A 23,889-nucleotide genomic window follows, 5' to 3' on the forward strand; every position below is an offset into this window, starting at 1 on the left:
GTTGCCCGTTTCCGTCGTCGCCGGTACCGCCCGCCCGTGGACCCGAGCGAGTGTACGGCAGTATCCCGGCCCCGAATCCCGTGGCGGTCGGCGGTCCGTGACCTCTCGCGCCGGTTGCTAACCTCCATGCTGTTCGACGACCGATGGCCGTTTCGCTTCGGTGTCGCGCCGCCCGGCCGCACTGCGAAGGATCTATCGGATCATCCCCTTTCGACGTGGACGGGATCATCCATTGCACTCATGCCCACACCACCCTGCGGCGCGGCTGAACCCTGCGGCCCGGCTGATCGCCGGATCGAACGCGGCGAGCGAGCGCCCCGCGGCCCGGATCGGACGGGTTGATCGGGGGTGGTGACGGCAGAGCGCCAGCAGCAACCGGCGGCCGTGGCCGCACCGGCGCGGCCCGGTCGGGCCCGACGACTACGGGACGCCGCCCGGTACGCCCTGCCCGGGCTCGCCGCCTACGCGCTGATCCGCCTGGTCGGCGTGGCGGTCCTCGCCGTCTGGGCCGATCGCGTCGGCGTCTCGCCGAGCGAGTCCCTGGCGAAGTCGGACGGAGTCTGGTACCTCGCGATCGCCCAGCACGGCTACGACGGGTACGAGAAGACGCAGTCCAACATGGCCTTCTTCCCGCTCTACCCCGGGCTGACCGCCGCGCTGGACCGGATCTCCCCGCTCAGCACCCGTGACGCGGGGCTGATCGTGGCCTGGCTGGCTGGCCTGGCCGCCGCCTGGGGGCTGTTCGCGATCGGCGCGTACCTGCACGACCGGCGCAGCGGCGTACTGCTCGCCGCACTCTGGGCGGCAGTGCCGCACGCCGTCGTCGAGTCGATGGCGTACAGCGAGACCCTGTTCACCGCCCTCGCCGCCTGGACGCTCTACGCGTTGCTGCGCGGCCACTGGATCACCGCCGGCCTGCTCTGCCTCTTCGCCGGCCTGACCCGCCCGTCCGCGTCCTCGTTGATACCGGTGGTGGGGCTGGCCGCGCTGATGGCGATCATCCGACGTCGGGACAGCTGGCGTCCCTGGGTCGCCGCGCTGCTCGCCCCCGCCGGCTGGCTCGGTTACCTGGCCTGGGTGGGTAGCGAGGTCGGGCGCCCGGACGGCTGGTTCCACATCCAGTCCGCCGGCTGGGGCAGCACCTTCGACTTCGGCTTCTACACCGTGAGCCGGGGCCGTGAGGCGCTGGCGCAGACGGCCCCGCCGCAACTGTTCGTGGTGAGCCTGGTGGCCCTGCTGGCACTGATGTTCCTCGTACTGAGCGTGCTCGACCGACAGCCGTGGCAACTGCTGATCTACAGCGGGCTGCTCGTGGCCACCACACTGGGCACGGCCGGCTACTACCAGTCCAAGGCTCGGTTCCTGCTGCCGGCCTTCCCGCTGCTGCTGCCGGCGGCCGTGGCGCTGGCCCTGGCCGGCTGGGCGCGGGCAACCACCGTGCTCGTGGCGGTGGTCGCCTTCTCCACCTACTTCGGCGGCTACCTGCTGCTGATCTGGCCGTGGTCGCCCTGACCCGGGGGCCGGGGCGCGGCGCTCATCGGGTGAACAGCCGCACGTCCCACAGCCAGACGTCGTCGATCCGCTGCCCCGGGCCGTACAGGGCGTCGAGCACTGTCTTCAGCGCATCGTGGCGGCGAGCGCCCCGGTCGGGCAGCACCACCGCGTCCGCCTTCCAGTAACGGACGTCGGCGCGCGCCTGGGTGATCTCGGCCGGGCCGACCGCGGTGTCCCGGTCGCCCTTCGACACGGCGGTGAGCAGGGCCGCGGTGGGCTGGGGTTCCACCCCCCAGCGGCCGGTGGTGTCCGTCGCGGAGACCGGTCCGAGAAAGTAACCTTCCGGGACGGCGAAGCCAGTCAGCGCGGCCGAACCCCAGTACACCGAGGTCATCCAGGTGACCGGCACCGGCACCAGCGTGCGGCCCGGCGCGACGTGATCACGCCACGCGCCGCTGGTGACGAAGTCCGGCACCGGCGGCCGGCCTCGGGCCGGCAGCGGCGTCGGCAGCATCGGCAGCAGCGCGACGGCCACCGCCACCGCACCAGCTCCGTGGGCGAGCCGGCCGAACGGCCGGCCCTGGCGGGCGGCGAGCCGGTCGGCGGCCACCGCCAGCAGTACGCCGAGCGCCACCGTGGTGATCAGTGCGAACCGGGCCACCACCACGGAGTCGAACGCCGGTAGGTGCTGCACGAGCGCGAACGGGGCCGGCATGTCGGTACGGCGGGTGCCGACGGTCCAGGTGGTGCCGATCGACAGCAGCGCCGACACCAGTCCGACCGCACCGAGCACCACCGCGACGGCCTCACGCCGCAGCCAGCACATCGCGCCGAGAGCGAGCAACAGCATCGGCCAGCCGTAGAAACTCGCCTGTTCCGTGGTGTTCGGCGCCCAGCCCACGGCACTGGTCGGGCCGCCGGCGACGGACTCGGTGGCGAACCGGGCGAACGAGCCGAGCTTCAGGGCGTACATGTCGGGGGTGCCGGGATGGCCGCTGCGGTGTTGCGGGCCGGCGAAGTACATCCAGAGCGGGTACGCGGCCACGGCCGCCACCAGCACGGCGGTGATCGCCAGGCCCGGCAGCAGCGCCCGCCCGCGGCGCACCGCGTCCCTCGGCCGGACGGCGAGGTACGCCAGGACCAGCATCAGACAGCCGAGCGCGGTGAGGAAGAGGATCTCCAGGCTGACGAAGAACTGCGCGGTCACCAGCGCGCCGAGCACCAGACCGTCGCGGACCACGTGCCCGCCCCGGGAGAGCGCGACCAGCCGCCAGACGATGAACGGCACCAGCCACTGCGCCGTGATGTGCGGATGGCCGTTGCTGTGTGAGACAAGCGCCGGGGCGAACGCGCAGAACAGGCCGCCCAGGAAGGCCGCCGCCCGGGAGTCGACGATGTGTCGGGAGAGGACGTGGTACCAGGCGTAGCCGGTACCGGCCAGGTTCAGGGTGATGAACAGCAGGTAGGCGACCGGCGCGCCGAAGAGCAGAGTGACCGGGCTGAGCAGCAGCCCGGGCAGTTGCAGCCCGACGTTGGCCACCAGGTTGACCCCGTTCGGGGCGTTCTGCAGCGTGGTGAAGAACGGGTTTTCCAGGTGGCTGACCGCGTGTGCCGCGTACGCCAGCATCCACTCGTTGAAGCCCTGGTCGTCGGGGCGGCTGCCGAGCAGCCGGCCGTCGGGGTCGATCCACCCTCGGCCGGTGACCCAGACTGCGCCGGCCAGGAACACCACGGCGGCCAGCACGTCGACCGGCCAACGCCGGGTGGTACCGCGGCGTCCAGCGACGGTCGCCGGCTCGGTGCGCGGCGTGCCGGCGGCGCTCTCCGCTGTTCGGGCGCTCCCGGTGCGGACGGGCTCGCGGTCGCGGGTGTCGGGAGTGGTCATGATCTGGCGCAACCTTCCACGGCGACCGGGTCGGCCACCGGACGGATCGGACGGCGGCCGAGACGACGGACGCTCGGGCCGGCGTTATTGTAGGGTCAGCACCCTGTCCGCGACGGCCCCGCCCGGCGTCGCGCACCAGAAGCCGCGTCCCGCCTACCGACGAGGTACGGCGTACCTCCGACGAAAGGTCCTCCCCGGCATGGTCCCGCTCCGCAGACGTCCTGCGGCTGCCGCCATCCGACCGGGTAGCGAGGAGGGTATCTACGGGTACCCGCGCGGAATCTTCCCACCTCCCCAGGAACGGAACAAATGAACAAGCGGCGACCTCTCTGGGACTCGTGGAAACGTTCCCGGACGCGCCGGCCCGGATCCCGGCCGCACATGATCTACCTCGCGATCGGTTTTCCGCCGGCGGCCAAGAGCTCCACCTACCGGATGCGGGCGACGGCCAATCAGTTCGCCGCCGCGGGCTGGGACGTCACCGTCGTCACCATCGCGGATGAGGCCTGGGAGCGCGATTACGGCCTCGACCACACGCTGGTCGCGGGGGTGGATCCCCGCGTCCGGGTGGTGAAGCTGCCGCTGTTCCGGGAGGACCTGGAGACGGACGTCCGGGCCTACACCGAGCGACGTGCCCTGGACCACAACGACTACCTGACCGAACTGCGCGAGCAACACCTGAAGGTCTTCCCCGAGCCGGTGTTTGGCGGCTGGCGGCCCGCGCTGGAGGAGGCGGTGCTCCAACTCCACCGCGAGCGGCCGGCGGAGCTGCTGGTGACCACCTGCGTCCCGTACGTGAACCTGGCCGCCACCTGGAAGCTGTGGGAGACCCACCGGGTCCCGTACGTGGTGGACTTCCGGGACGGCTGGTCGGTCGATGTGATCAACGGCGGGGAGGCGTTCCCCCGGGATTCGGTCTCCGGCCGGTGGGAGACCAAGCTGCTCACTGACGCCGTGACGATCTGGAACGTCAACGAGCCGATCTCCCGCTGGTACCGGGAGCGCTATCCGGACCTGGCCCACAAGATGCGGATCGTGCGCAACGGCTACGACGCGGCCAGCATCCCGGCCGAGTCGGTTCCCGCCCCCGCCGACCGGCCGCTGGCCTTCGGCTACCTCGGGGCGCTGAATCTGCCGGTGCCACTGCTCGAAGCGGTGCTACAGGGGTGGCGGAAGGCCCGCACGGCGGACCCGGCGCTTACCGACGCCACGTTCGAGGTGAGGGGTCACATCGGCTCCGGGTGGGCGCGGGGCGACAACCGCCACGCCGAGTTGCTCAAGGCGGCCGCCGCCGACGGGGTGGTGGTCGGCGGATCGGTGCCCAAGGCCGAGGTGGTGAATTTCTACTCCCGCTGGGACGTCGTCGTGCTGATGGTGACCGGCGGCAAGTACATGACCTCCGGCAAGGTCTACGAGTACATGGCAACCGGGCTTCCCGTGGTCTCGGCCCACGAGGCGGAGCACGACGCGTCCACCCTGCTGTCCACGTACCCGCTCTGGACCGGGGCGGTCGGGCTTGAACCGGACGCGCTGGCCGGCGCCTTCCGGCGGGCCGCCGACCTGGCCCGCAACGCCGACGTGGCCGAACGGGACAAGGCGCGGGTCGATGCGCGACAGTACGCCCGTGAGGAGCAGCTCATCCCTGCCGTCCGTGAGGTCACCGAGTTGGTGCTGGGCGTTGGCGGGCCGGCCGGCACCGCGCCCGATGCCACTGCCGGCGCTCCCGCTCTTGCCCGAGAAGGTGGGTCATGATCGAGGTCCTGGTAGTGCTGGGCGCCGTCCCCGCCCGGGTGGCGGTGCTCACCGATGCGCTGACGCAGTTCCAGACCCTGGGCGTCACCGTACGCATCGCCACCACCTTCGACCCGGTGGAGAAGATCCCGGCGGTGACCGAGCTGGCCGAGGTGCACCAACTACCCACGGCAGCGCAGCTGGGGCCGCGGTTCGGCCGGATGCTCAAGCGGGCCAACCCGGCCCGGCGTCCGTGGCTGCGTGCCCAGCGTGACCCGTGGATCCGTCGGCACGCCAAGCGGGCCGACGTGCTGGTCGCCCTGGACGTCAAGGCCCTGCACACGGTCTGGCAGCTGGCGCAGCGGCACCGGCGGGCCGATGCGGTCCACGGCATCGCTCCGGCGTTGCAGGCGGTGCAGAGGCGGTCGATCGACCCGGCGCGGTACCGCCGGCATCGGCTGAGCACCATCGGTCCCTCGCCCACGGTGCTGACCAGCACCACCCGCAGTCAGACCATCGACCTGGCGAAACGGGTTTTCGACCTGAGCACCGGCAAGAGGGCCATGCAGCTTGCCCCGGTGCGTTGGTTCTGGCATCAGGCGGTGACCGCTCCCGGTGTACCGGAACGCCTGCGGGGCGTGGCCGCCCGGCGGGTGAACCGCAGCATGCGCCGGGCCGGGCACCGGGACAGCGCGAACCGGCTGGCGCTCGCCGCTCAGCGCCGGATGCGCAGCGTCGCGGCGAAGGGTCAGGTGCTCAGCCCGATGGTCGAGGCGGAGCTCAAGCAGGGCCAGTTGCCCGAGCACCTGAAGACGGTGGTCAAGGGACAGCTCCAGATGGCCGAAGGCCACCTGAAGAAGCGCCGGACGGGCCAGGCCGCGGAGCACGTGGTACGCGCCTTCGACCTGATGTTCCACCGGAACCTGCACTTCGACGGGCTCGCCTCGCCGCTGGCCGCGGATCCGGCGGGCTTTCTCGCACCGCTGTTGAAGAGCGAGGTCGGCAAGGCCCTGGCCACTCCGCAGGGCCGCCGTACGCCGGCGGAGTTCCCGCCCGCCGACCGTCCACACCGGATGCTCTTCTTCACCGGGATCAACGACAACTTCATCGGGCCGATCCTCGATCGCTACGAGGCGACGCCCGGCGTGGAGGTCCGCCGGTTGAACCTGGTGGAGGAGTCGATCCGCCCGGTGCTCGGCAACGGGCGGATGCGTCTGACGCGACACCGGCTCGCCGGCAGCTCCGAGCACGCCCGGAGGGTCCAGGAGGCGTGGGGTGCCGACGTCGCCTGGGCGGACACCATCTTCGTCGACTGGTGCAACCTGGCCGCCGCGATGCTCACCATGATCGATCCGGGGTCGGCCCGGGTGATCATCCGGTTGCACAGCTTCGAGGCGTTCACCTGGTGGCCGCACCTGACCGACTGGTCCCGGGTGGACGACCTCGTCTTCGTCTCCGAACACCTGCGCGATCTGGCGCTGGCGGCGGTGCCCCGGCTACGCGCGCCGGAGGGTCCGCGGACCCATGTGATCGCCAACGCCATGGACCTGCACCGGCACGTGCTGCCGAAGTCGTCGGCGGAGGCCCGCTTCATGCTCGGCCTGGTCGGGCTCAGCGCGGTGGCCAAGGACCCACGCTGGGCTTTGGAGGTGCTCCGCGAGTTGCGCCGCCGCGACGACCGGTACCGGTTGAAGCTGATCGGTGACGAGTTGCGTACCTCGCTCGGCCCGGGGGTGGCGAGGTACGCGGCGGAGTTGGCCGCGGACCTCGCCGAACTGGAGCCCACCGGTGCCGTGGTACGCACCGGCCGGACGGAGGACGTGCCGGGGGCCCTGACCGACGTCGGGGTCATCCTCAGCACCTCGGTACGGGAGAGCTTCCACTGCGGACTGGTCGAGGGCGCCGCCAGTGGCGCCGTGCCGGTGGTGCGGGACTGGCCGTTCTTCGCCGGCCGGGCACACGGTGCCCGCACCCTCTTCCCCAGCGACTGGGTGGTCTCCACTCCGGCGGAGGCGGCGCAGCGGATCCTGGACGTCACCGCGTCCGAGGAGACCTGGCGCGAGGCGGGCCGGGCGGCGGCCTCGCACGTGCTCGGCGAGTGGGACTGGTCCGTCACGCACAAGGACTTCGACCGGCTGGTGTTGGAGCCACCGGCGGCCACGCACTGACATACCGGGCAACCGTTTCCGGGGCCGTTCCGCGTCAGCGGAACGGCCCCGGTGTCGTCGGTCGGACCGGCTAGTGGGCGGCGGCGGTCTCCTCGTGGTGGTCCGGCGCCACCGCGACCACCGTGCCGTCGGTGGCCGACGCCAACAGCCCCGCGGCGACCCGCACCGTGCGCAGCCCTTGCCGGAGGGTGACGATGTCGCTCTCCTTGCCCTCGACCGCGTCCCGGAAGCGCTCGTGTTCGACAAGCAGCGGCTCGCGCTTCGGAATGGCGTAGCGGACCATGTCGCCCTCGGCCACGCCGCGGAAGGCCCGCAGCGCCTCCCACTCGGTGCCGATCGCGCCGTTGGCGTAGAAGGTCAGGTCGGCGGTGAGCGTGTCGGCGACGAAGCATCCCCGGTCACCGGTGATGACTGTGGACCGCTCCTTGAGCGGGCTGAGCCAGTTGACCAGGTGGTTGACCATCGTGCCGTCGGAGAGCTGGCCGACGACCGCGACCATGTCCTCGTGCAGCCGGCCGCTGCGGGAGACCGTCCGGGCCGACACCGAGACGTACTCCTGGCCGGTCACCCAGCTGGTCAGGTCGATGTCGTGGGTGGCCAGGTCCATCACCACGCCGACATCGGCGATCCGGTGCGGGAACGGGCCCTGCCGTCGGGTCACCACCTGGTAGACCTCGCCCAGCTCGCCCGCTTCCAGGCGGATGCGCAGGTTTTGCAGGGCCGGGTTGTACCGCTCGATGTGGCCGACCCCAGCCACCAGCCCACGGCTCTCGAACGCCTCGACGAGGCGGGTCGCCGCCTCGACGGACTGCGCGATCGGCTTCTCGATCAGCGCGGGCACCCCGTGCGCGGCGAGTTCGAGCCCGACCTGCTCGTGCAGCGCGGTCGGGCAGGCGATCACCGCGTAGTCGATGCCCAGCGCCAGCAGCTCGCTGAGATCGGGCAGGACCGGTGCCCGGAGCAGGCCGCTCTGGTCACCGGCCGGGTCGACGATCCCGACCAGCTCGACCCCGTCCAGACCGGACAGTACGCGGGCGTGGTTGCGCCCCATCGCGCCGAGGCCGATCAGGCCGGCGCGCAGCTTGCCGCCCTGCCGCGCGCTCATCGGGCACCACCGGCGAGGTTGGCGGCTTCGACGATCCGCTCAAGGTCGTCGGGGCTCAGCGAGGGGTGCACCGGCAGCGAGATCACCTCGGCGGCGGCCCGCTCGGTCTCCGGCAGTTCCCAGGGGCCGGGCTGGCCGTCCTTGTCCAGGTACGGCTTGAGCCGGTGGATCGGGGTCGGGTAGTAGACGGCGTTGCCGATGCCCAACTCGTGCAGGCGCGCCTGGGCGGCGTCCCGGTCGCCCCGGGCCCGGACGGTGTACTGGTGGTACACGTGCCGGGCGGCGTCCGCCACCGGCGGGGTCACCATGCCGGTGATGTTCGAGTCGAGGTACTTGGCGTTGGCCCGGCGCTGCTCGGTCCACTCGCCGAGCTGGGTCAACTGCACCCGGCCGATGGCCGCGGCCACGTCGGTCATCCGCATGTTGGCCCCGACGATCTCGTTCGCGTACCGCTGCTCCATGCCCTGGTTGCGCAGCAGCCGCAAGGTACGGGCGAGCCCGGCGTCCGCAGTGCTGATCATGCCTCCCTCCAGGGAGTGCATGTTCTTGGTGGGATAGAAGCTGAAGCAACCGGCGGTGCCGAACGCCCCGACCGGGGTGCCGTGCAGGCTGGCACCGTGGGCCTGGGCGGCGTCCTCGACGACGGCCAGGCTGTGCCGCTGCGCGACCGCCATGATCCGGTCCATCGCGGCGGGGTGGCCGTACAGGTGGACGGGCATGATGGCGACGGTCCGCGTGGTGACCGCGGCGGCGACCGCCTCCGGGTCGAGACAGAAGCTACCCGGCTCGATGTCCACGAAGATCGGCTCGGCGCCGACCAGCCGCACCGCGTTGGCGCTGGCCGCGAAGGAGAACGACGGCACGATGACCTCGTCGCCCGGGCCGACGCCGAGCGCCAGCAGGGTCAACTGGAGGGCCGAGGTGCCGGAGTTGACGGCGACGCAGTGTCGGCCGGCGACGAGTTCGCCGAACTCCTGCTCGAACGCGGCTACCTCGGGTCCCTGTACCACCTTGCCGCTGCGCAACACCCTGACAGCCGCCTCGATCTCGGCTTCGCCGATGATCGGGCGGGCTGGCGGTATGAAGGCCGGGCGCTGCCCAGTCATGAAAAGATCCCCTCCCGTTGCCGGACTGTTCGCAAGCTCGGGGTGCGATACTAGTCCGTTGGACACGGAAGATGAGAAAGCCGTTCACGGGGCGTCCAGCCGGCGTTCACGATTCGGTGGGCGAACGCCGCGCAGCTCAGGCCAGATCGGCCTCCGGCACGGCGCAGGCCACCCGCAGGGCAGCCACGGCAGCCCGCGCCATCCGGTCCAGTTCGGCTGGGTCCATCGGCAACCGGGCGATGGCCATCCGCCAGTAGATCGGCCCGACGATCAGGTCGGCCGCGGTCCGCGGGTCGGCACCGCTGGGCAGCTCACCACGCTCCACCGCCCGCCCGATAACGATCTTGCCAATCCGGTCCTGGTAGTCCTTCAGCGCGCTCTGCAGGGTCCCGGCGATCTGCGGGTTGCGCGCCGCCTCGGCGAGCAGGTCGGGGATGATCTGCGACGCCACCGGGTGGCCCAGCGCCCCACTGACGACCAGCAGCAGCAGCCGGACGTCACCGTCGAGGGTTCCGGTGTCCAGCATCGGCAGCTTCCGGCTCGCGACGGCCGAGACCACGTCCAGCACCAGGTCGAGCTTCGAGTTCCAGCGGCGGTAGATCGCGGTCTTGCTGACCCCGGCCCGGCGGGCCACCGCCTCGATGGAGAGCCGGCCGTATCCGACCGCGGCGAGTTCCTGCATGAGGGCCCGACGGATGGCCGAGGTGATCTCACCCCGGAGCACCGCCGCACCGGCCGGCGCGCGCCGCTTCTCGGCCGTCACCTGGGACTCTTCTCGACTGTCACAAGCACAGCGTAGCGCAACGACGCTACGGTTGCGTCCCGACGTATTTCGGACTACTGTCCAGCCAGCGACCGGGGGCGGCGCTCCCGCACTGACCCACGCTAGATTCACTCATCGCGAGACATAACGCCGGCACGACAGATCGGAGCGCCCATCCCCATGGCCAACCTGCTGGCCGACCCCGACTCCGGCCTCACCCCAGCTCAGCTGGCCGCCCGACACGGGCTACGGGTGGCCGGCGAACGGCCTACGATCGGCGCCTACAGCGGCCAACTGTGGCGCTACCGGCACTTCATCTCCGCGTACGCCCACGCGAAGCTGACCGCCTCGTTCAGCAACGCCCGACTCGGGCAGCTGTGGCAGGTGCTCACCCCGCTGAGCAACGCCGCGGTCTACTTCCTGATCTTCGGTGTGGTGCTCGAACAGAGCCGGGGCATGGACAACTTCATCGCCTACCTGACCACCGGGGTGTTCATCTTCAACTTCACCCAGGTCAGCCTGCAGCTGGGCACCCAGGCGATCAGCGGCAACCTCGGCCTGATCCGCGCTCTGCACTTCCCCCGGGCCTGCCTGCCGCTGGCCATCACCGCCACCCAGTTCCAGCAACTGCTCGGCTCGATCGTGGTGCTGTTGATCATCGTGGTCGCCACCGGTGAGCCGATCACCCTGATGTGGCTGATGCTGGTGCCGGCGGTGCTGCTCCAGACGGTCTTCAACGCCGGGTTGACCATGGCGATGGCCCGGCTGGGCGCCAAGGCCACCGACCTGAAGCAGGTCATGCCGTTCATCCTGCGGGCCTGGATGTACGGCTCCGGCGTGCTCTACAGCGTCACCCTGTTCGCCGATAACCTGCCCGGCTGGGCCACGGGCATCGTGCAGTTCAACCCGATGCTTGTCTACATCGAGCTGGCCCGCATCTCCCTGCTGGAGAACACCCACCTGCTCAACGACTCGCTGCCGCTGACCTGGCTGATCGCGCTCGGTTGGGCGGTCGTCGCGGGGCTCGGCGGCTACCTCTACTTCTGGCGCGGCGAACAGGAGTACGGCCGTGGTTAACCTTGAAATGTCCAATGATGTGACGGTGACCCTCCCCCGAATCCAGGAGCGGATCCCCACCGTGGTGGTGGACGACGCGCACGTCGTCTACCGGGTGTACCGGGGTTCCGCCGGCAACACCAGCCCGGTGGCCGCCTTCAAGCGGTTGGTCACCCGCACCAACACACCGAACGTCCGGGAGGTGCACGCGGTACGCGGGGTCTCGTTCACCGCGTACCGGGGCGAGGCCATCGGGCTGATCGGCACCAACGGCTCCGGCAAGTCGACCCTGCTGCGGGCCATCGCCGGACTGCTGCCGGTGGAGCGGGGGGCCGTCTACACCCAGGGGCAGCCTTCACTGCTGGGCGTGAACGCCGCCCTGCTCAACGACCTGCCGGGCGAGCGCAACGTCACTATCGGCTGCCTGGCCATGGGCATGTCACCGGCCGAGGTGCGGCGCAAGCTCCCGGAGATCATCGAATTCTCCGGCATCAACCAGCGGGGTGACTTCGCCTCGCTGCCGATGCGCACCTACTCCTCCGGCATGTCGGCCCGGCTGCGCTTCTCCATCGCCGCCGCGAAGCAGCACGATGTGCTGCTGATCGACGAGGCCCTCGCCACCGGCGACAAGGCGTTCCGCAAGCGCAGCGAGCAGCGGGTGCGGGAGCTGCGGGAGAGCGCCGGCACAGTCTTCCTGGTCAGCCACCAGCTCTCCTCCGTACGGGACACCTGCGAACGGACCATTTGGCTGGAATCCGGCGAGATCCGGATGGACGGCCCGACTCGCGAGGTGCTGGCGGCTTACGAGGCATTTACGAACGGCAAGTAGAGTCTGGGTGAACGAGCGGCGACGTCGCCGAGCGTGCCCAAGATCTTGGGCCGCGTTGTCCCGTTGGGACGACGCGGCCCGCGCGTTATGGTTCACTCCGTCGCCGCGTCGGCGGAACCTTCCGTTCACCTACTCCCCACAGTCATGCACCCCCGAGAGCGAGGACCGGCAATGACGCAGGACCAGACCACCGATCCGGGTACCACGTCGGAGGACCGGACGCCGTGGCGACCCTCACGGACGGTGGCGGTGGTGCTGGCCGGCGGCACCGGCACCCGGCTGGGTCTGGGCATTCCCAAACAGCTGCTCAAGATCGCCGGCAAGCCGATCATCGAGCACACGCTGGCCGTCTTCGAGGCCGCGCCCGAGATCGACGAGATCATCGTCCTGATGGCCACCGGGCACGTCGCCGAGGCGCAGAAGATCGTCGACAAGGCCGGCTTCCGCAAGGTCACCAAGGTCATCGAGGGCGGCGACACCCGCAACGACACCACCCGCGTCGCGCTGGACGCGGTCGGTGAGGGCGACTGCAACATCCTCTTCCACGACGCGGTGCGCCCGCTGCTCAGCGGCCGGATCGTCCGGGAGTGCGTGAACGCGCTGTGGACCTACTCGGCCGTGGACGTGGCCATCCCGTCGGCCGACACGATCATCCAGGTCGACGAGAACGAGTGCATCACCGACATCCCCGTACGCGCCACGCTGCGCCGGGGGCAGACCCCGCAGGCGTTCCGCTCCGGCACCATCCGGGAGGCGTACCGTCGGGCCGAGGGTGACCCCAACTTCGCCGCCACCGACGACTGCGGAGTGGTGCTGCGTTACCTTCCGGAGACCCCGATCAAGGTGATCGACGGCTCCGACGAGAACATCAAGGTCACCCACCCGGTCGACGTGCACCTGGCCGACAAGCTGTTCCAGCTGGCCGCCGCCAAGGTGCCGCGGCTGACCGACCACCGCGCGTACAGCGAGGAGGTCTCCGGCCGCACCATCGTCGTCTTCGGCGGCAGCTACGGCATCGGTCACGACCTGACCGAGCTGGCCCGTCGCTACGGTGCCCAGGTCTTCCCGTTCAGCCGCTCCAGCACCGGCACCCACGTGGAGCGCCCCGAGGACGTCGAGGCCGCGCTGCGGACCGCCTTCGAGGCCACCGGCCGGATCGACCACGTCGTGGTCACCGCCGGAATCCTGGAGAAGGGCGCGCTGGCCGAGATGGACCAGGAGACCATCGACCGGGTGCTCCAGGTCAACTTCGTCGGCCCGGTCACCGTCGCCCGGCAGGCCCTGCCCTACCTCCAGCAGACCAAGGGCCAGCTGCTGCTCTACACCTCCAGCTCGTACACCCGGGGGCGGGCCGACTACGCGCTCTACTCGGCCACCAAGGCCGCCCTGGTCAACCTGACCCAGGCGCTCGCGGACGAGTGGGCGGAGTTCGGCGTACGGGTCAACGTCATCAACCCGGAGCGGACCGCCACCCCGATGCGGACGAAGGCCTTCGGCGCGGAACCGGAGCACACGCTGCTCGCCGCCGAGACCGTCGCCCAGTCGTCGCTGGACGTGCTGATCTCGGATCTCACCGGTCAGGTGATCGACGTCCGCCGGCCGCCGGGTGAGGCACCGGTCGCCGTCGCCGTGCCCGCCCAGACCGACCGGGCGGCCAGCGCCGCTGCCGTCGGCTGACCCGTCCGACCACACGACCGCGAAAGCGACACCGAGATGCGTGGTGAGCTGGTCCGGAAGTTGACCGCACGGGGCGTGGCCACCGGTGGCGCGGTCCTGGCGTTCCTGGTGGTCGCGCTCACCGGCGCGACCGCCTGGGGGCTCTGCCTGGCCGTGGCGGCGCTCGTCGCCACGGTCTGGGAGCGTCGGGTGCGGCCCGGTGCCGACAACGTCGCGGAGACCGCGCTGATCGCGGCCGGGATGCTGATCGGCTACGCCCGCCAACTCGACGCCGGTTTCGACCCGGCCCTGGCCGCGACCGCCCTGGTCCTGCTGGGTCTGGTCCTGCTCACCGGTCCGCTGCGCCAGGCCGGGAACCTGGAGATCCGCGCCGCCAACCTTCCGGTACGCGCCTGGGTGCCGCAGGTCGCGGGGGTGCTCGGCGACGCCGTGGCCGTACTGCTCGGTCTGCTGGCCCTGGCCGCGCTGGCGGGGCTGCCCGCGGCCGTGGCCCTGGCGGCGACGCTGCTGGTGGGGGGTGCCGCCGCGGCCGTCGCCCTCGACCTGGCCCGGCGTCGGTTCCGGCCGTCCCCAACCGGGTCGGCGGTGGCCCGGGCGCTGCGCCGGCACCAGCCCGAGTTCGTCCTGCACTTCTCCGCCCCGCCCGGCTCCGAGTACCAGGTCACCATGTGGCTGCCGTACCTGGAACGGATCGGCCGGCCCTTCGTGGTGATGGTGCGGGAGCCGGAGTTCCTGGCCACCGTCGCGGCGGCCACCACCGCCCCGGTGGTCTACTGCCCCACCACCCGGAGCATGGACGAGGTGCTGGTGCCGAGCCTGCGGGTGGCGTTCTACGTCAACCACGGCGCGAAGAACAGTCACTGCATCAGGTTCACCCAGCTCACCCACGTGCAGCTGCATCACGGTGACAGCGACAAGGCGCCCAGCGCCAACCCGGTCTCGGCGATCTTCGACCGGATCTTCGTCGCCGGTGAGGCGGCCATCGACCGGTACGCACGGGCCGGCATCGACATCCCCGCCGAGAAGTTCGTGGTGGTCGGCCGTCCCCAGGTCGAGGCGATCGAGGTGCGTTCCCGGCCGACGCCGGGCCTGGCGAACCCGACGGTGCTCTACACCCCCACCTGGACCGGGCACAACGCCGACGCCGACTACTGCTCGCTGCCGGTGGCGGAGCCCCTGCTACGGCGCCTGTTGGACCGGGGGGCCACGGTCATCCTGCGGGCCCACCCCTACACCGCGCAGAACCCGGCCTCGTCCCGCCAACTGGCGCGGCTGCACGACCTGCTCGCCGCCGACCGGGCCCGCACCGGCCGGGCGCACCTCTACGGCGCCGCGGCGAGCAGACTCACCCTGACCGACTGCGTCAACCGCGCGGACGTGCTGGTCTCCGACGTCTCCGGGGTGCTCTCCGACTGGCTCTACTCGGGCAAGCCGTACGCCGTCACCGACATGGGCACCGACGGCGACCGGTTCGTCGAACGCTTCCCGCTGGCCACCGCCGGCTACGTGCTGCGCCGGGACATGGCCGACCTGGACGACGTGCTGACCCGGCTGCTCGACACCGATCCGCTCGCCGAGGCGCGCTGGGCCACCCGCACCCGCTACCTGGGCGACTTCCCCGCCGACTCGTATGCCGAGGTCTTCCTGGCCGCCGCCCGACGCGAACTGGACCCGGCCTGGACCGCACCGGCGCAACGCACCGCGGTCGCCGCCCCCTCCACCTCCGCCACCTGAGATCACCGGTGCGGCACGGCCCGCCAGCCGGTGCGGCGCGGCCCGTCGGATCACCCGGTGCGGGGCGGCGCGCCAGCCGGTGCGGCGCGGTCGCGCCGGATCATCCGGTGCGGTGCGGTCCGCCACGCCCCGGGCACCCGGTGAGGGTGGCCGGCGACGCCGACCACCCTCCTGAGGCGTAGGCCGCGTCAGGTCACGGGCAGGGCTGCCAGGCGAGGTGGTACATCGTCTGGATGCTGCCGTCGGTCGAGTCCATCGTGAGGAAGTTCGTGTCCGTGGACCTGCCCCGGCTCAGCCGCAGCTCGGTGTTGATGTTCAGGTTGCGCAGCTCGCCGCAGGGGTGCCAGACCACGGAGGCGATCGGCACCTCGTCGGTCACCATCCAGTTGTCGTCGAGCGGGGCGGAGATCGGGTGGTTGCTGAAGGTGCTCTGCGTCATGCCCTGGAAGTAGTAGTTCGCCCGCGCCGAGGCGATGGCGCCCGGGTTGAGCAGCCCGTACCCGCGGTAGTCCACCTTGACGATCGCGAAGGTGTAGCCGGCCGGGGCGTGGACCAGCACGTTGAGCTGGCAGTTCCTGCGCCCGTCGGTGACCGGGATGCCCGGGCCCGCCTGGACCAGGTAGTCGCTGTAGATGGTGGTGAAGGCGGTGTTGTCCGGGGAGACCGCGACATCGGCAGTGCCCGGCCGGCATCCGGAGCCCGCCATCGCGACAAGGTCGATCACGACCTTGTCGGTGGGCGGATCATCCATGACTCCCTTAGCGGACGCCGGCGCCCCCACGGTCAACGATGAAGCGAGTAGCGCAAGCACCACGCCGCCCCGCGTCAGCAGTTTACGCATGAATCCTCCTCCGGTACAGGAAACGACGCCACATGCGGAACAAGCTACGTACAGACATAGATGACTGTCAACGTAATTTCAATTTGTCGACAACGGATGTCGAGCCGAATCTTATTCGGCTTAGTCCGGCGGGTTTGCCGCGTCCCACAGGGTGGAGATCGCCCGAAACCTGGGCCCAGACCGCCCGTCGATCAGGCGCATAGCCCTTATGCAGCAACAGTTATAGAGGTGGATCTCCGTGCCTGGCAATTCCGATCAAGCATCAGGCGGCATTGGATCATATAGACGGAGACTGATGCTTGCGGCGGTCGTCACCCGTCGCTAGCATCCTCTCGCAGAACGCCAACCGAGTGCTACTCACCGCCTCCCACAACGGGCCGGCACGCGAAGCGCCTCATGGCCGTTCGGCGAAGAAACACGCGTTGAATTCGGTGAACATCAACTGCATCCGAGAGGAACGGAATGACAAAGAACCTCGTCGGCGCGAGAAACGGAATCTTCGCCGTACTCGGCACGGTTCTCGCGTTGTCCCTGTCCGCACCGGCCCACGCCGCTCCATCCGCTGCCACCGCTGTACCGGACAGCGAGATCACCGTCGAGGTGGTGGCTGCCAACGGCTCCGGTTGCTCCCCCGGCACCGCCCGGGTGGTGGCCCATCCCGACAACACCGGCTTCCGGATCCGGTACTACGACTTCGTCGCCACCGCGGGCCGGGGCGTCGACGTCACCGACAGCCGGAAGAACTGCCAGCTAGGTGTGCTCGTCAACGTGCCGGCCGGCTGGACCATCGCCGTCGCCGCCGCCGACTACCGGGGCCGGGCCCGCATCCCCACCGGCGCGACCGGTCGCCAGCGCACGACCTACTACTGGCAGGGCTCGTCCGAGACCAGCCGCACCGACGCGACCTTCACCGGTCCCTACAACGGCTTCTGGGGCACCTCGGACGTCGCCCCCGTGCTGGTCTACACGCCCTGCGGACAACAGCGGGTGCTCAACGTCAACACCGAGTTGAGAGTGGACCCAGGCACCGCCGGATCGAACGTCAGCATGTCCATGACGACGACCGAGGGCGACGTCGACACCCTGTTCAACCTGAAATGGGAACGGTGCTGATCCCCTGACCGGCTTCGCCACGAGGCCGAACAAGCCGGCGGCGGACGCGGGTGCACGACCCGCCCCGCGCCCGCCGTCGGCTACGCCAGGGGAACCGCCTCGTCCACCCGGACCGCACCCGCGACCTCGTGGACCCCGCGAATCGCTGCCGCCGGCAGGGCCGCGTAGACGTGTGGGAACGGCCCGCCGTTCGGGGCGTCCTCCCACCGCAGCGCGCCACCGAGCAGGGACGCGTCGAGCGCGACGACGACAAGCTGCGGCTGATCGCCGAAGACCCGTGCCGCCGTCGCGGCCAGTTGGGATCGCGACGAGCAGTGGATGTAGCCGCTGTCCCGGTCGAACGGTGAGCCCTCGAACCGGCCCGCAGCCTGGAACTCGGCCCATTCGCCCGGCAGCAGGATCTTGTAGATCAGCACGTCGCCATGCTGCCAGACCGGCACGCAGCGGGGTGCGCCGTCAGTCGAGGCGTACGGCGATCTGGAGGGTGTTCAGGTAGTGCTTGCGTACCGTCCCGGCCGGGCGCGCGGCGATCATCTCCCGGATCCCGTCGAAGAGGGTCCGCCGCTGCCAGGGCGCGGCGGCGATATGACCGGAGTACGTGGCGAGCAGGGTCAGGTACTCCTCGGCGGTGTAGTCGCGGCTCCAGACGTAGCGGTGCACGGTCGGGCGGGCGAAGAAGCCGCTGCCCGCCATCGCCGCCACGTCAGGGGCCGCGATCGCCTCCGGTAATTTAGGGCCGCCCTGCCCGTCACCCATGCCGACCTCGTCGTAGATCCGCTCGACCTGCCGGAAGAAGTCGTCGCCGCCGGGTGGTGACACGTGCTCGGTGGCCACGATCGCCAGGTGACCCCCGGGGTGCAGCAGTTCGGCGGCGCGGCGGTAGGCGACCTCCGGAACCAGCCAGTGCCACGACGTGGCAGCGAAGACGAGGTCGAACGGCGCGAGGTCGCCGGCTTCCCACCGCTCGAAGGGCGACACCACGACGCGTACGTCCCCGCGACCGGCGAGCACGCGGCGCGCCACCGAGGCCAGTTCCCGTCCCGGTTCCAGGGTGACCACCTGCCAGCCGCGCGCCAGCAGACCGAGGGTGGCCTGGCCGGTGCCCGTGCCGATCTCCAGCACCCTGGCCGGCCCGGTCACCAGGCCCGTCGTCGCGGCCAGGTCGACGAACAATGGCTCCGGATAGCCCGGTCGGGCCCGCTCGTACAGCTCGGCGGCCGTGTCGAACGTCGTGGCCAGCCCCGCGTACGGCTCCTGCTCCCCCATGACTCCCCCGCACATGTGTAAACGTCGAGGCCGACGTCACCCCTGATCGTCGCATCGCCCCACCCGCCCCGCGTCCTCCCCCGCCCGCCGCCCCCGCCGGGGTCGATTCACCGAGATCTTGGACAAAATCCGTTAGCGAAAAACGGAAAATGTCCAAGATCTCGTGGTGTGGCGATCGGGGCGGTGGCGGCGGGGTCGTTAGGCGGGTCGGCAGCGGGTCCAGGCTATGAAGCGGGTGAAGAGGGTGGCGGGGTGGGGGCGTCGTGGGGTTTGAGGTGGTAGAGGTCGGGCAGGTGCACCACCTCATGGCGCTGGCCACCCGGCCCGGCATCGTGTTGGTCCGCGACACCAAGAACCGCGACACCGCCACGCTGGCCTTCACCCCGGCGGCCTGGGCGAGCTTCGTCGGCCTGGCGAAGCAGCACCGCACGCACGCCTGACGACGCAACACCGCCCGCACGCCTGATGCAACCCGAGCGCCGTCGGCCTGACGACACAGCATGACCCGCCGCTTGACGTACCCGAAACGGAAGCCCTCGGCCAGCGGGCCGAGGGCTTCCGGGTGCAGCGGGACGATGCGATCAGGCCGAGTAGCCGCGGGTGGCGGCCCAGTTGGCCAGATCGATGGTGCTGAGCCAGTACGACGGGTACGAGGCGTCGGCCGAGTCGGCGATCCTCACCAGCCGGCCGGAGTCCTTGTAGCCGACCACGGCGATGTAGTGGCCCCCCGGGAACGAGTGCCAGCGGCCGTCGGTGTCGGTGACGGAACCGGCGACGTTCACCACGACGCCCCGCCCGTCGGTGACGGCGGCGACGACGTCCGCCTGGAGCTGGTCCATCTGGGCCGGGGTGGCCGCACCGCCACGGATCATCGTGGTCTCGTACGGGTCGCCCTTGACGACGGCATTGAGGACGCGGGTGGTGTCCTCGGCCGAGTTGGTGCCGGCGAACGTGGTGCCGAGCTGGCTGGCCAGGGCGTCCTGGCTACGCGCGACACCGGCGGCGCTCAGCGCGTTACGCACCGCGGCGGGACCGCAGTAGTAGCCGTTGATCTGGGCCTCGTGGTCGTAGTCCAGAACCTTCGAGGCCGGCGGCTTCGGTGCCGCCTTCTTGCTGGCCAGGTCCGGGTCCGCGGTGGCCTTCGGTGACGGCGAGGCGGCGGCGCTGGCCGGCGCGGCACTGGCCGGCGCGGCGCTGCTGGGTGCCGCGCTGCTGGGTGCGGCGGTCGTCGGCGCGGCCTCCGCCTGACTCGGCGCGACCACCGTGTCGCTGCGCAGTTCGGCGGCGGCGGTGGTGGCCTGCGTGGGTGCCGGGGTGTTCCCGGTGCCGGCGAGGACAGCTCCGGTACCAGTGGCCAGTACGAGGGCCACGGCGGATCCGGCAACGAGTTGGTAAGGGCGTTCGCTGACCAGCCGGCGGAGCCGGCGGGAAAGGGTGTGCTTCACGGTTCCTCCACGGACTGAGGGGAGAACGGCACACCGGCACCGGCGGTCGGGTCGGCAGCAGGGCGCCGACGACCGCCCGGGTGAGCGGGACAGGCCGTTCAAGGGGTACGCCCGGACAGGCCCGGGCGGTGACGATGACCGGGGTCAGCTCGCGGCGGTCGGGCCAGCGAGCACGGGCACCGCGGTGCCGTGGAGGCGGGGGAACAGGGGGATCACATCGGACTGCACGAGGGTTGGTACTCCTTCCGTCACCGCCTACCGGGTTAGCTGACGGATTCGGGCGGGAAGACGCCCTACCGCGAGCCGAGGCTCGCGGATTCACCCCAGTGGTGCAGTGGGTCCCCGGTTCGTGAGATCACGATTGAGCGGGTCGGCACGGCGTCGCTTCCTGCGATCGGTTACCGCACCGGACGCGCTGACACTACTGGCCGGTCACCTCGAAGCCAACCCACCCTGACCTGCTTAAACATGATCCGATGCGGCAATTTTCGGGTACCGGAGAACTGGCGTCGCTCAATGGGACCGACGGCATTCCGGGCATCTTCGGGTAACAACCGGACGGGTGGTGGACAATCTCAACGGAGATTGCTGCGGTAATCGCCTCACCTACGAACAGTGACCGAATTTCCGGCTAATGTGACCCAGCTCACGGAATTTCAGCCGAGCCGAGCCGGACGCCAGCGCGGGACAAGGTCGCGCCGCCCGACGGTGGCCCGACCGGAGACGGGCAACCGGTTCGGTCGGAGCCGCTCGGCAGCCGCGTACGCCTCGGCGGAGAGGGCGCGGGCCGCCTCGGAGGCCAGCTCCGCCGCCCGCCACAGGTCCCGCTCCCGCTCGGCGGCCGATCGATAGGCCGCCAGGCGCTTGTCACGCACCACCCGGGCGAGGACCACCTCCTGCTCGGCCGGATGACGCCGGGCATCCCAGCCGGACCGGCCCGCAAGCACATCGCTGAGTTGGCGGGCGGTCAGGTCGCCCCGCCAGTGGGCGGCCATCGCGGCCCGGCGCAGCCAGCGCTCGCGGGCCGCGTACTCGGCCGGGGTTCGGGGGGTGCGCGGGGTCGGCAGTCCGGCGACGCCGGCCAGCCGGCGGGCGGCGGCCTCCGCCCGGTCGTACGCGGCCCAGGCGCGGTCCAGATCCGTCTGCGCCACCCGCCATGCCGTACGCCGTCGCTCGGCGTTCTGCCCGGCGCCGGCTGCCGCGACCGCCACCTCGCCCGCGTATCGGCGCAGGTCGGCCTCCTCCATCGCGGCACGGGCCGCGTCCTCGTCGGCGGGTCTCTCCACCGGCCCGGCCGGCTCCGGGCGGGCGACAAGCACGGTGAGTACGCCCAACGCGAGCACGAGCAGGACCGACCAGATGGCGGCGGCGCGTGGCACCTCGATCAGGAACTGGTAGAGAACTGTCTTCTCCATGTCGGCACCTCGGGAAATCGGTACGGCGACGGTGGCCGTACCGGCAGCGGATCGCGGATGGCGTCGCGGCGCGGTCGCGGTTCGTGCGGGCGGTGCCCCTCGTGCTGGGGAGCACCGACGGCGCGGCTGGCGGCAACGGGTTGGCAGGGGCTCGGCGCGAGTGCGGCCCCGAGCGGTGCGGACGCGACGGAAGGTCGCCGGGGATCAAGCGGGCGGTGTCGCCGGGGTCAGGCGTGCGGTGGGGCGCGGGCGGCCCGGACGCCCCCGACCGGGGCCACCGGCAACCGTGTGACGCTCGCAGCGACGCTGCCGAGCACCGTCAACCCGGGCCGACCACAGGTCGGCGGCTGCGTCGCGGACGCCCCCGCCGGGTCGGCGGGATCGTCGGCACCCCACCTGGTCGGCGACGCGCATGCTCCGGCCGGGCCTGCTGCGTCACCGACCCACCGTGCAGCAGGCGTCGCCAGGCCAACCAGGTCGAGGGATGCGGCCAGATCGAGGGGCGCGGCCAGATCAAGAGCGGCGACCAGATCGAGAGTGGCGGCCGGGTCGAGGGGTGCGGCCAGCCCCAGGGGCACGGCCGGGCCCGTGGATGCCGGTGCCACGGCGGTCTCGGCCAGCGGCGCCGGGGTGGCGGGCCAATCGGTGGGAGCCGGATGGCCGGGCAGGGCCCAGGCGCCGAGGGTGAAGGCGGCGGCGACCGCGAGCCCGGTCAGCAGCCGCGCGGCCCAGCGCGCCAACCACCACAAAGGACGGGCGGGCGCGGCGGCGATCACCTCGTCACGCTACCGCCACGACCGCTCCGGACGCACCAGCCACCGGGCGTGTCGAACCGCCCGGCGCGTCGCCGGACGCGTCGATACGCGCAGGTCAGGCTACTGACTACTTACTGTCCGTGATGGACGGTCCGGCCATGCTCGACGTCTCCGGCAGGGTCCGCACCGCCCCGGGACGCCCGTTGTCGGGGCAGCCCGGCCGCCGACGGGCCGGCCGACGCCTCGGAACGCTCCGCGCCCGGCGACTCGGATCGCGCCACGCCACCGAGTGACCCGGATCGCGCCGCAGCGCCAGGCGGGCCGGGTCGCGGCGGTCGGGACGGGGCCAGGCGACGCATCATCGGCTGTTCCACGTACCGATGCAACAGAGCGGCCAACCCCAGGGTGAGCAGCAGGAATCCGATCACCGCGAGCGGACCCCACCAGCCTGGCAGGCCGGTGCCCCAGTCGCCGGTCGACCGCAGGATCGTCATGATCACGAAGACGTGCACCAGGTAGAACGCGAAAGAGACCTCGCCGAGCCAGACCATCGTCCGGGAGCGCAACGGCGAGCGCCGTCCGTGCACGTCCGCGTCGGCCGCCGCGGCGATCACCAGGACGTACGCCGCCGCCAGCAGCGCCGCCCAGAACTCGGCCGGGATCCACTGGGAGGCCGCCACCCAGGTCAGGACGAAGATCAGGCTGGCCACGGGGAGCCCGGGCCCCCGCCAGCGGCCCCGCAGCATGAGTTCGGCCGCGGCCACGCCCATCCAGAACTCCAGCGAACGGACCAGCGGGAAGACCTGGGCGAACCACCAGCGATCCGACTCCGGCACCAGTGCCTGTCCGGGCCAGAGCGCCAGGATCAGCAGCGGCACCGCGATCACCACGGCCCACAGCAGCCACGGTCGGGCCCGCCGCACCGCCGGCAGCACCAGCGGCAGGCACAGGTAGAAGAACAGCTCGCAGGAAAGCGACCAACTGACGTTGTTAACGCTGTAGAAGTGGCCGGGCCGGGGATCCCAGGCCTGCACCAGCAGGAGGTTCTCCAGCGCCGCCACCGGGTTTATCGGATCGGCGAACCAGAGCATCGCCAGCATGGCCAGCGCCCACAGCACCAGATGGTTCGGATAGATCTTGGCGAACCGGCGTCGCCAGAACCGGCGGCGGGAGGCACCGGGCCGCGCGGACCAGACCAGCACGAAACCGCTGAGGATGAAGAAGAACTGCACCCCGGACAGACCCAGGGTGAAGATCTCGCCCACCAGCGCCTGCGGGCCGGGATCGGCGATGATGCGCATGGTGCCGGCGTGGAAGCCGAAGACCAGCAGCGCGGCGATCCACCGCAGTCCGGTCAGCGACGGCAGGCGGTCGGCGTCCGTACGCCCGCGCGGGGTGGTCTCGGACGCCGCGAGGGTAGTGCTCGTCATGCCCACCTCCCGGTTCTCGACCACGTCACCCGCACGTCCATCTCGGCGCGGCCCGCCGGGCACCCTACCTCGGGTG

Annotated in this window: 20 protein-coding genes and 1 riboswitch; of the genes, 9 read left to right on the forward strand and 11 right to left on the reverse strand. The window is 71.1% G+C overall.

The window, feature by feature from the left end:
- The first annotated feature begins 351 nt into the window (after nt 1-351).
- The gene (locus tag KBX50_RS06030) at nt 352-1,512 is read left to right on the forward strand and encodes a hypothetical protein (protein ID WP_247673191.1); all 1,161 of its coding nucleotides are present in this window, start codon (nt 352-354) and stop codon (nt 1,510-1,512) included.
- 22 nt (nt 1,513-1,534) lie between these two features.
- On the opposite strand, the gene KBX50_RS06035 is transcribed toward KBX50_RS06030, so the two are convergent.
- Entirely contained in the window at nt 1,535-3,379 is a 1,845-nt protein-coding gene (locus KBX50_RS06035) for a hypothetical protein (protein ID WP_210935349.1), read from the reverse strand.
- A 381-nt stretch (nt 3,380-3,760) separates the two neighbouring features.
- Between KBX50_RS06035 and KBX50_RS06040 the strand changes: the two genes are divergently transcribed.
- Nucleotides 3,761-5,131, forward strand: a complete 1,371-nt coding sequence (locus tag KBX50_RS06040; protein ID WP_247673192.1) for a glycosyltransferase — start codon at nt 3,761-3,763, stop codon at nt 5,129-5,131.
- The gene (locus tag KBX50_RS06045) at nt 5,128-7,278 is read left to right on the forward strand and encodes a glycosyltransferase (RefSeq protein ID WP_210935352.1); all 2,151 of its coding nucleotides are present in this window, start codon (nt 5,128-5,130) and stop codon (nt 7,276-7,278) included. The genes KBX50_RS06040 and KBX50_RS06045 overlap by 4 nt, the downstream gene beginning before the upstream one ends.
- A gap of 70 nt (nt 7,279-7,348) precedes the next feature.
- On the opposite strand, the gene KBX50_RS06050 is transcribed toward KBX50_RS06045, so the two are convergent.
- From KBX50_RS06050 to KBX50_RS06060, 3 genes are all read right to left on the reverse strand, one after another.
- Nucleotides 7,349-8,383 carry a Gfo/Idh/MocA family protein gene (locus KBX50_RS06050; RefSeq protein WP_210935354.1) on the reverse strand — a complete coding sequence of 345 codons (1,035 nt, stop codon included), beginning with the start codon at nt 8,381-8,383 and terminating at the stop codon, nt 7,349-7,351.
- The gene (locus tag KBX50_RS06055; protein ID WP_210935356.1) at nt 8,380-9,489 is read right to left on the reverse strand and encodes a DegT/DnrJ/EryC1/StrS aminotransferase family protein; all 1,110 of its coding nucleotides are present in this window, start codon (nt 9,487-9,489) and stop codon (nt 8,380-8,382) included. Before KBX50_RS06055 ends, KBX50_RS06050 begins: the two co-directional genes overlap by 4 nt.
- Nucleotides 9,490-9,625: 136 nt before the next feature.
- A complete protein-coding gene (locus tag KBX50_RS06060) occupies nt 9,626-10,252 on the reverse strand; it encodes a TetR/AcrR family transcriptional regulator (RefSeq protein WP_210935357.1) in 627 nt (208 codons plus the stop codon).
- Nucleotides 10,253-10,432: 180 nt separating this feature from the next.
- Here KBX50_RS06060 and KBX50_RS06065 point away from each other — a divergent pair, with 180 nt between their 5' ends.
- From KBX50_RS06065 to KBX50_RS06080, 4 genes are all read left to right on the forward strand, one after another.
- Nucleotides 10,433-11,329 (forward strand): ABC transporter permease, encoded by an 897-nt coding sequence (locus KBX50_RS06065; RefSeq protein ID WP_210935358.1) that lies wholly within the window; start codon nt 10,433-10,435, stop codon nt 11,327-11,329.
- Nucleotides 11,330-11,336: 7 nt separating this feature from the next.
- Nucleotides 11,337-12,137, forward strand: a complete 801-nt coding sequence (locus KBX50_RS06070; protein WP_210935359.1) for an ABC transporter ATP-binding protein — start codon at nt 11,337-11,339, stop codon at nt 12,135-12,137.
- 171 nt (nt 12,138-12,308) lie between these two features.
- Nucleotides 12,309-13,814, forward strand: coding sequence for a bifunctional cytidylyltransferase/SDR family oxidoreductase (locus KBX50_RS06075; RefSeq protein WP_210935360.1), 1,506 nt, complete (start codon nt 12,309-12,311; stop codon nt 13,812-13,814).
- Nucleotides 13,815-13,850: 36 nt separating this feature from the next.
- On the forward strand, nt 13,851-15,548 hold the full coding sequence (locus KBX50_RS06080; protein WP_210935361.1) for a CDP-glycerol glycerophosphotransferase family protein: 1,698 nt from the start codon (nt 13,851-13,853) through the stop codon (nt 15,546-15,548).
- Between the two features lie 193 nt (nt 15,549-15,741).
- Here the strand turns inward: KBX50_RS06080 and KBX50_RS06085 are convergent, their stop codons facing one another.
- Entirely contained in the window at nt 15,742-16,389 is a 648-nt protein-coding gene (locus KBX50_RS06085; protein ID WP_210935363.1) for a DUF4360 domain-containing protein, read from the reverse strand.
- A gap of 462 nt (nt 16,390-16,851) precedes the next feature.
- Between KBX50_RS06085 and KBX50_RS06090 the strand changes: the two genes are divergently transcribed.
- Entirely contained in the window at nt 16,852-17,502 is a 651-nt protein-coding gene (locus KBX50_RS06090) for a DUF4360 domain-containing protein (RefSeq protein ID WP_247673193.1), read from the forward strand.
- 80 nt (nt 17,503-17,582) lie between these two features.
- Here KBX50_RS06090 and KBX50_RS06095 read toward each other — a convergent pair whose 3' ends face one another.
- Nucleotides 17,583-17,918 carry a DUF952 domain-containing protein gene (locus tag KBX50_RS06095; RefSeq protein WP_210935365.1) on the reverse strand — a complete coding sequence of 112 codons (336 nt, stop codon included), beginning with the start codon at nt 17,916-17,918 and terminating at the stop codon, nt 17,583-17,585.
- A gap of 40 nt (nt 17,919-17,958) precedes the next feature.
- Nucleotides 17,959-18,768, reverse strand: coding sequence for a class I SAM-dependent methyltransferase (locus KBX50_RS06100; protein WP_210935367.1), 810 nt, complete (start codon nt 18,766-18,768; stop codon nt 17,959-17,961).
- Between the two features lie 275 nt (nt 18,769-19,043).
- Here KBX50_RS06100 and KBX50_RS06105 point away from each other — a divergent pair, with 275 nt between their 5' ends.
- Nucleotides 19,044-19,208, forward strand: coding sequence for a DUF397 domain-containing protein (locus KBX50_RS06105; RefSeq protein WP_307870872.1), 165 nt, complete (start codon nt 19,044-19,046; stop codon nt 19,206-19,208).
- Nucleotides 19,209-19,349: 141 nt separating this feature from the next.
- Here KBX50_RS06105 and KBX50_RS06110 read toward each other — a convergent pair whose 3' ends face one another.
- From KBX50_RS06110 to KBX50_RS06125, 4 genes are all read right to left on the reverse strand, one after another.
- Nucleotides 19,350-20,213: a C39 family peptidase gene (locus KBX50_RS06110; protein WP_210935369.1), complete on the reverse strand. Its 864-nt coding sequence runs from the start codon at nt 20,211-20,213 to the stop codon at nt 19,350-19,352.
- A 237-nt stretch (nt 20,214-20,450) separates the two neighbouring features.
- Nucleotides 20,451-20,591: riboswitch (cyclic di-AMP (ydaO/yuaA leader) on the reverse strand.
- A 278-nt stretch (nt 20,592-20,869) separates the two neighbouring features.
- Nucleotides 20,870-21,628 (reverse strand): hypothetical protein, encoded by a 759-nt coding sequence (locus KBX50_RS06115; RefSeq protein ID WP_210935371.1) that lies wholly within the window; start codon nt 21,626-21,628, stop codon nt 20,870-20,872.
- A gap of 227 nt (nt 21,629-21,855) precedes the next feature.
- Nucleotides 21,856-22,404 carry a hypothetical protein gene (locus KBX50_RS06120; RefSeq protein WP_210935373.1) on the reverse strand — a complete coding sequence of 183 codons (549 nt, stop codon included), beginning with the start codon at nt 22,402-22,404 and terminating at the stop codon, nt 21,856-21,858.
- A 110-nt stretch (nt 22,405-22,514) separates the two neighbouring features.
- Complete coding sequence (locus tag KBX50_RS06125) at nt 22,515-23,813, reverse strand: acyltransferase (RefSeq protein WP_247673194.1); 1,299 nt, start codon at nt 23,811-23,813, stop codon at nt 22,515-22,517.
- Between the last annotated feature and the right edge of the window lie 76 nt (nt 23,814-23,889).

This window comes from Micromonospora sp. C51, from assembly GCF_018070435.1.
Classification (GTDB): Bacteria; Actinomycetota; Actinomycetes; order Mycobacteriales; family Micromonosporaceae; genus Micromonospora; species Micromonospora sediminimaris.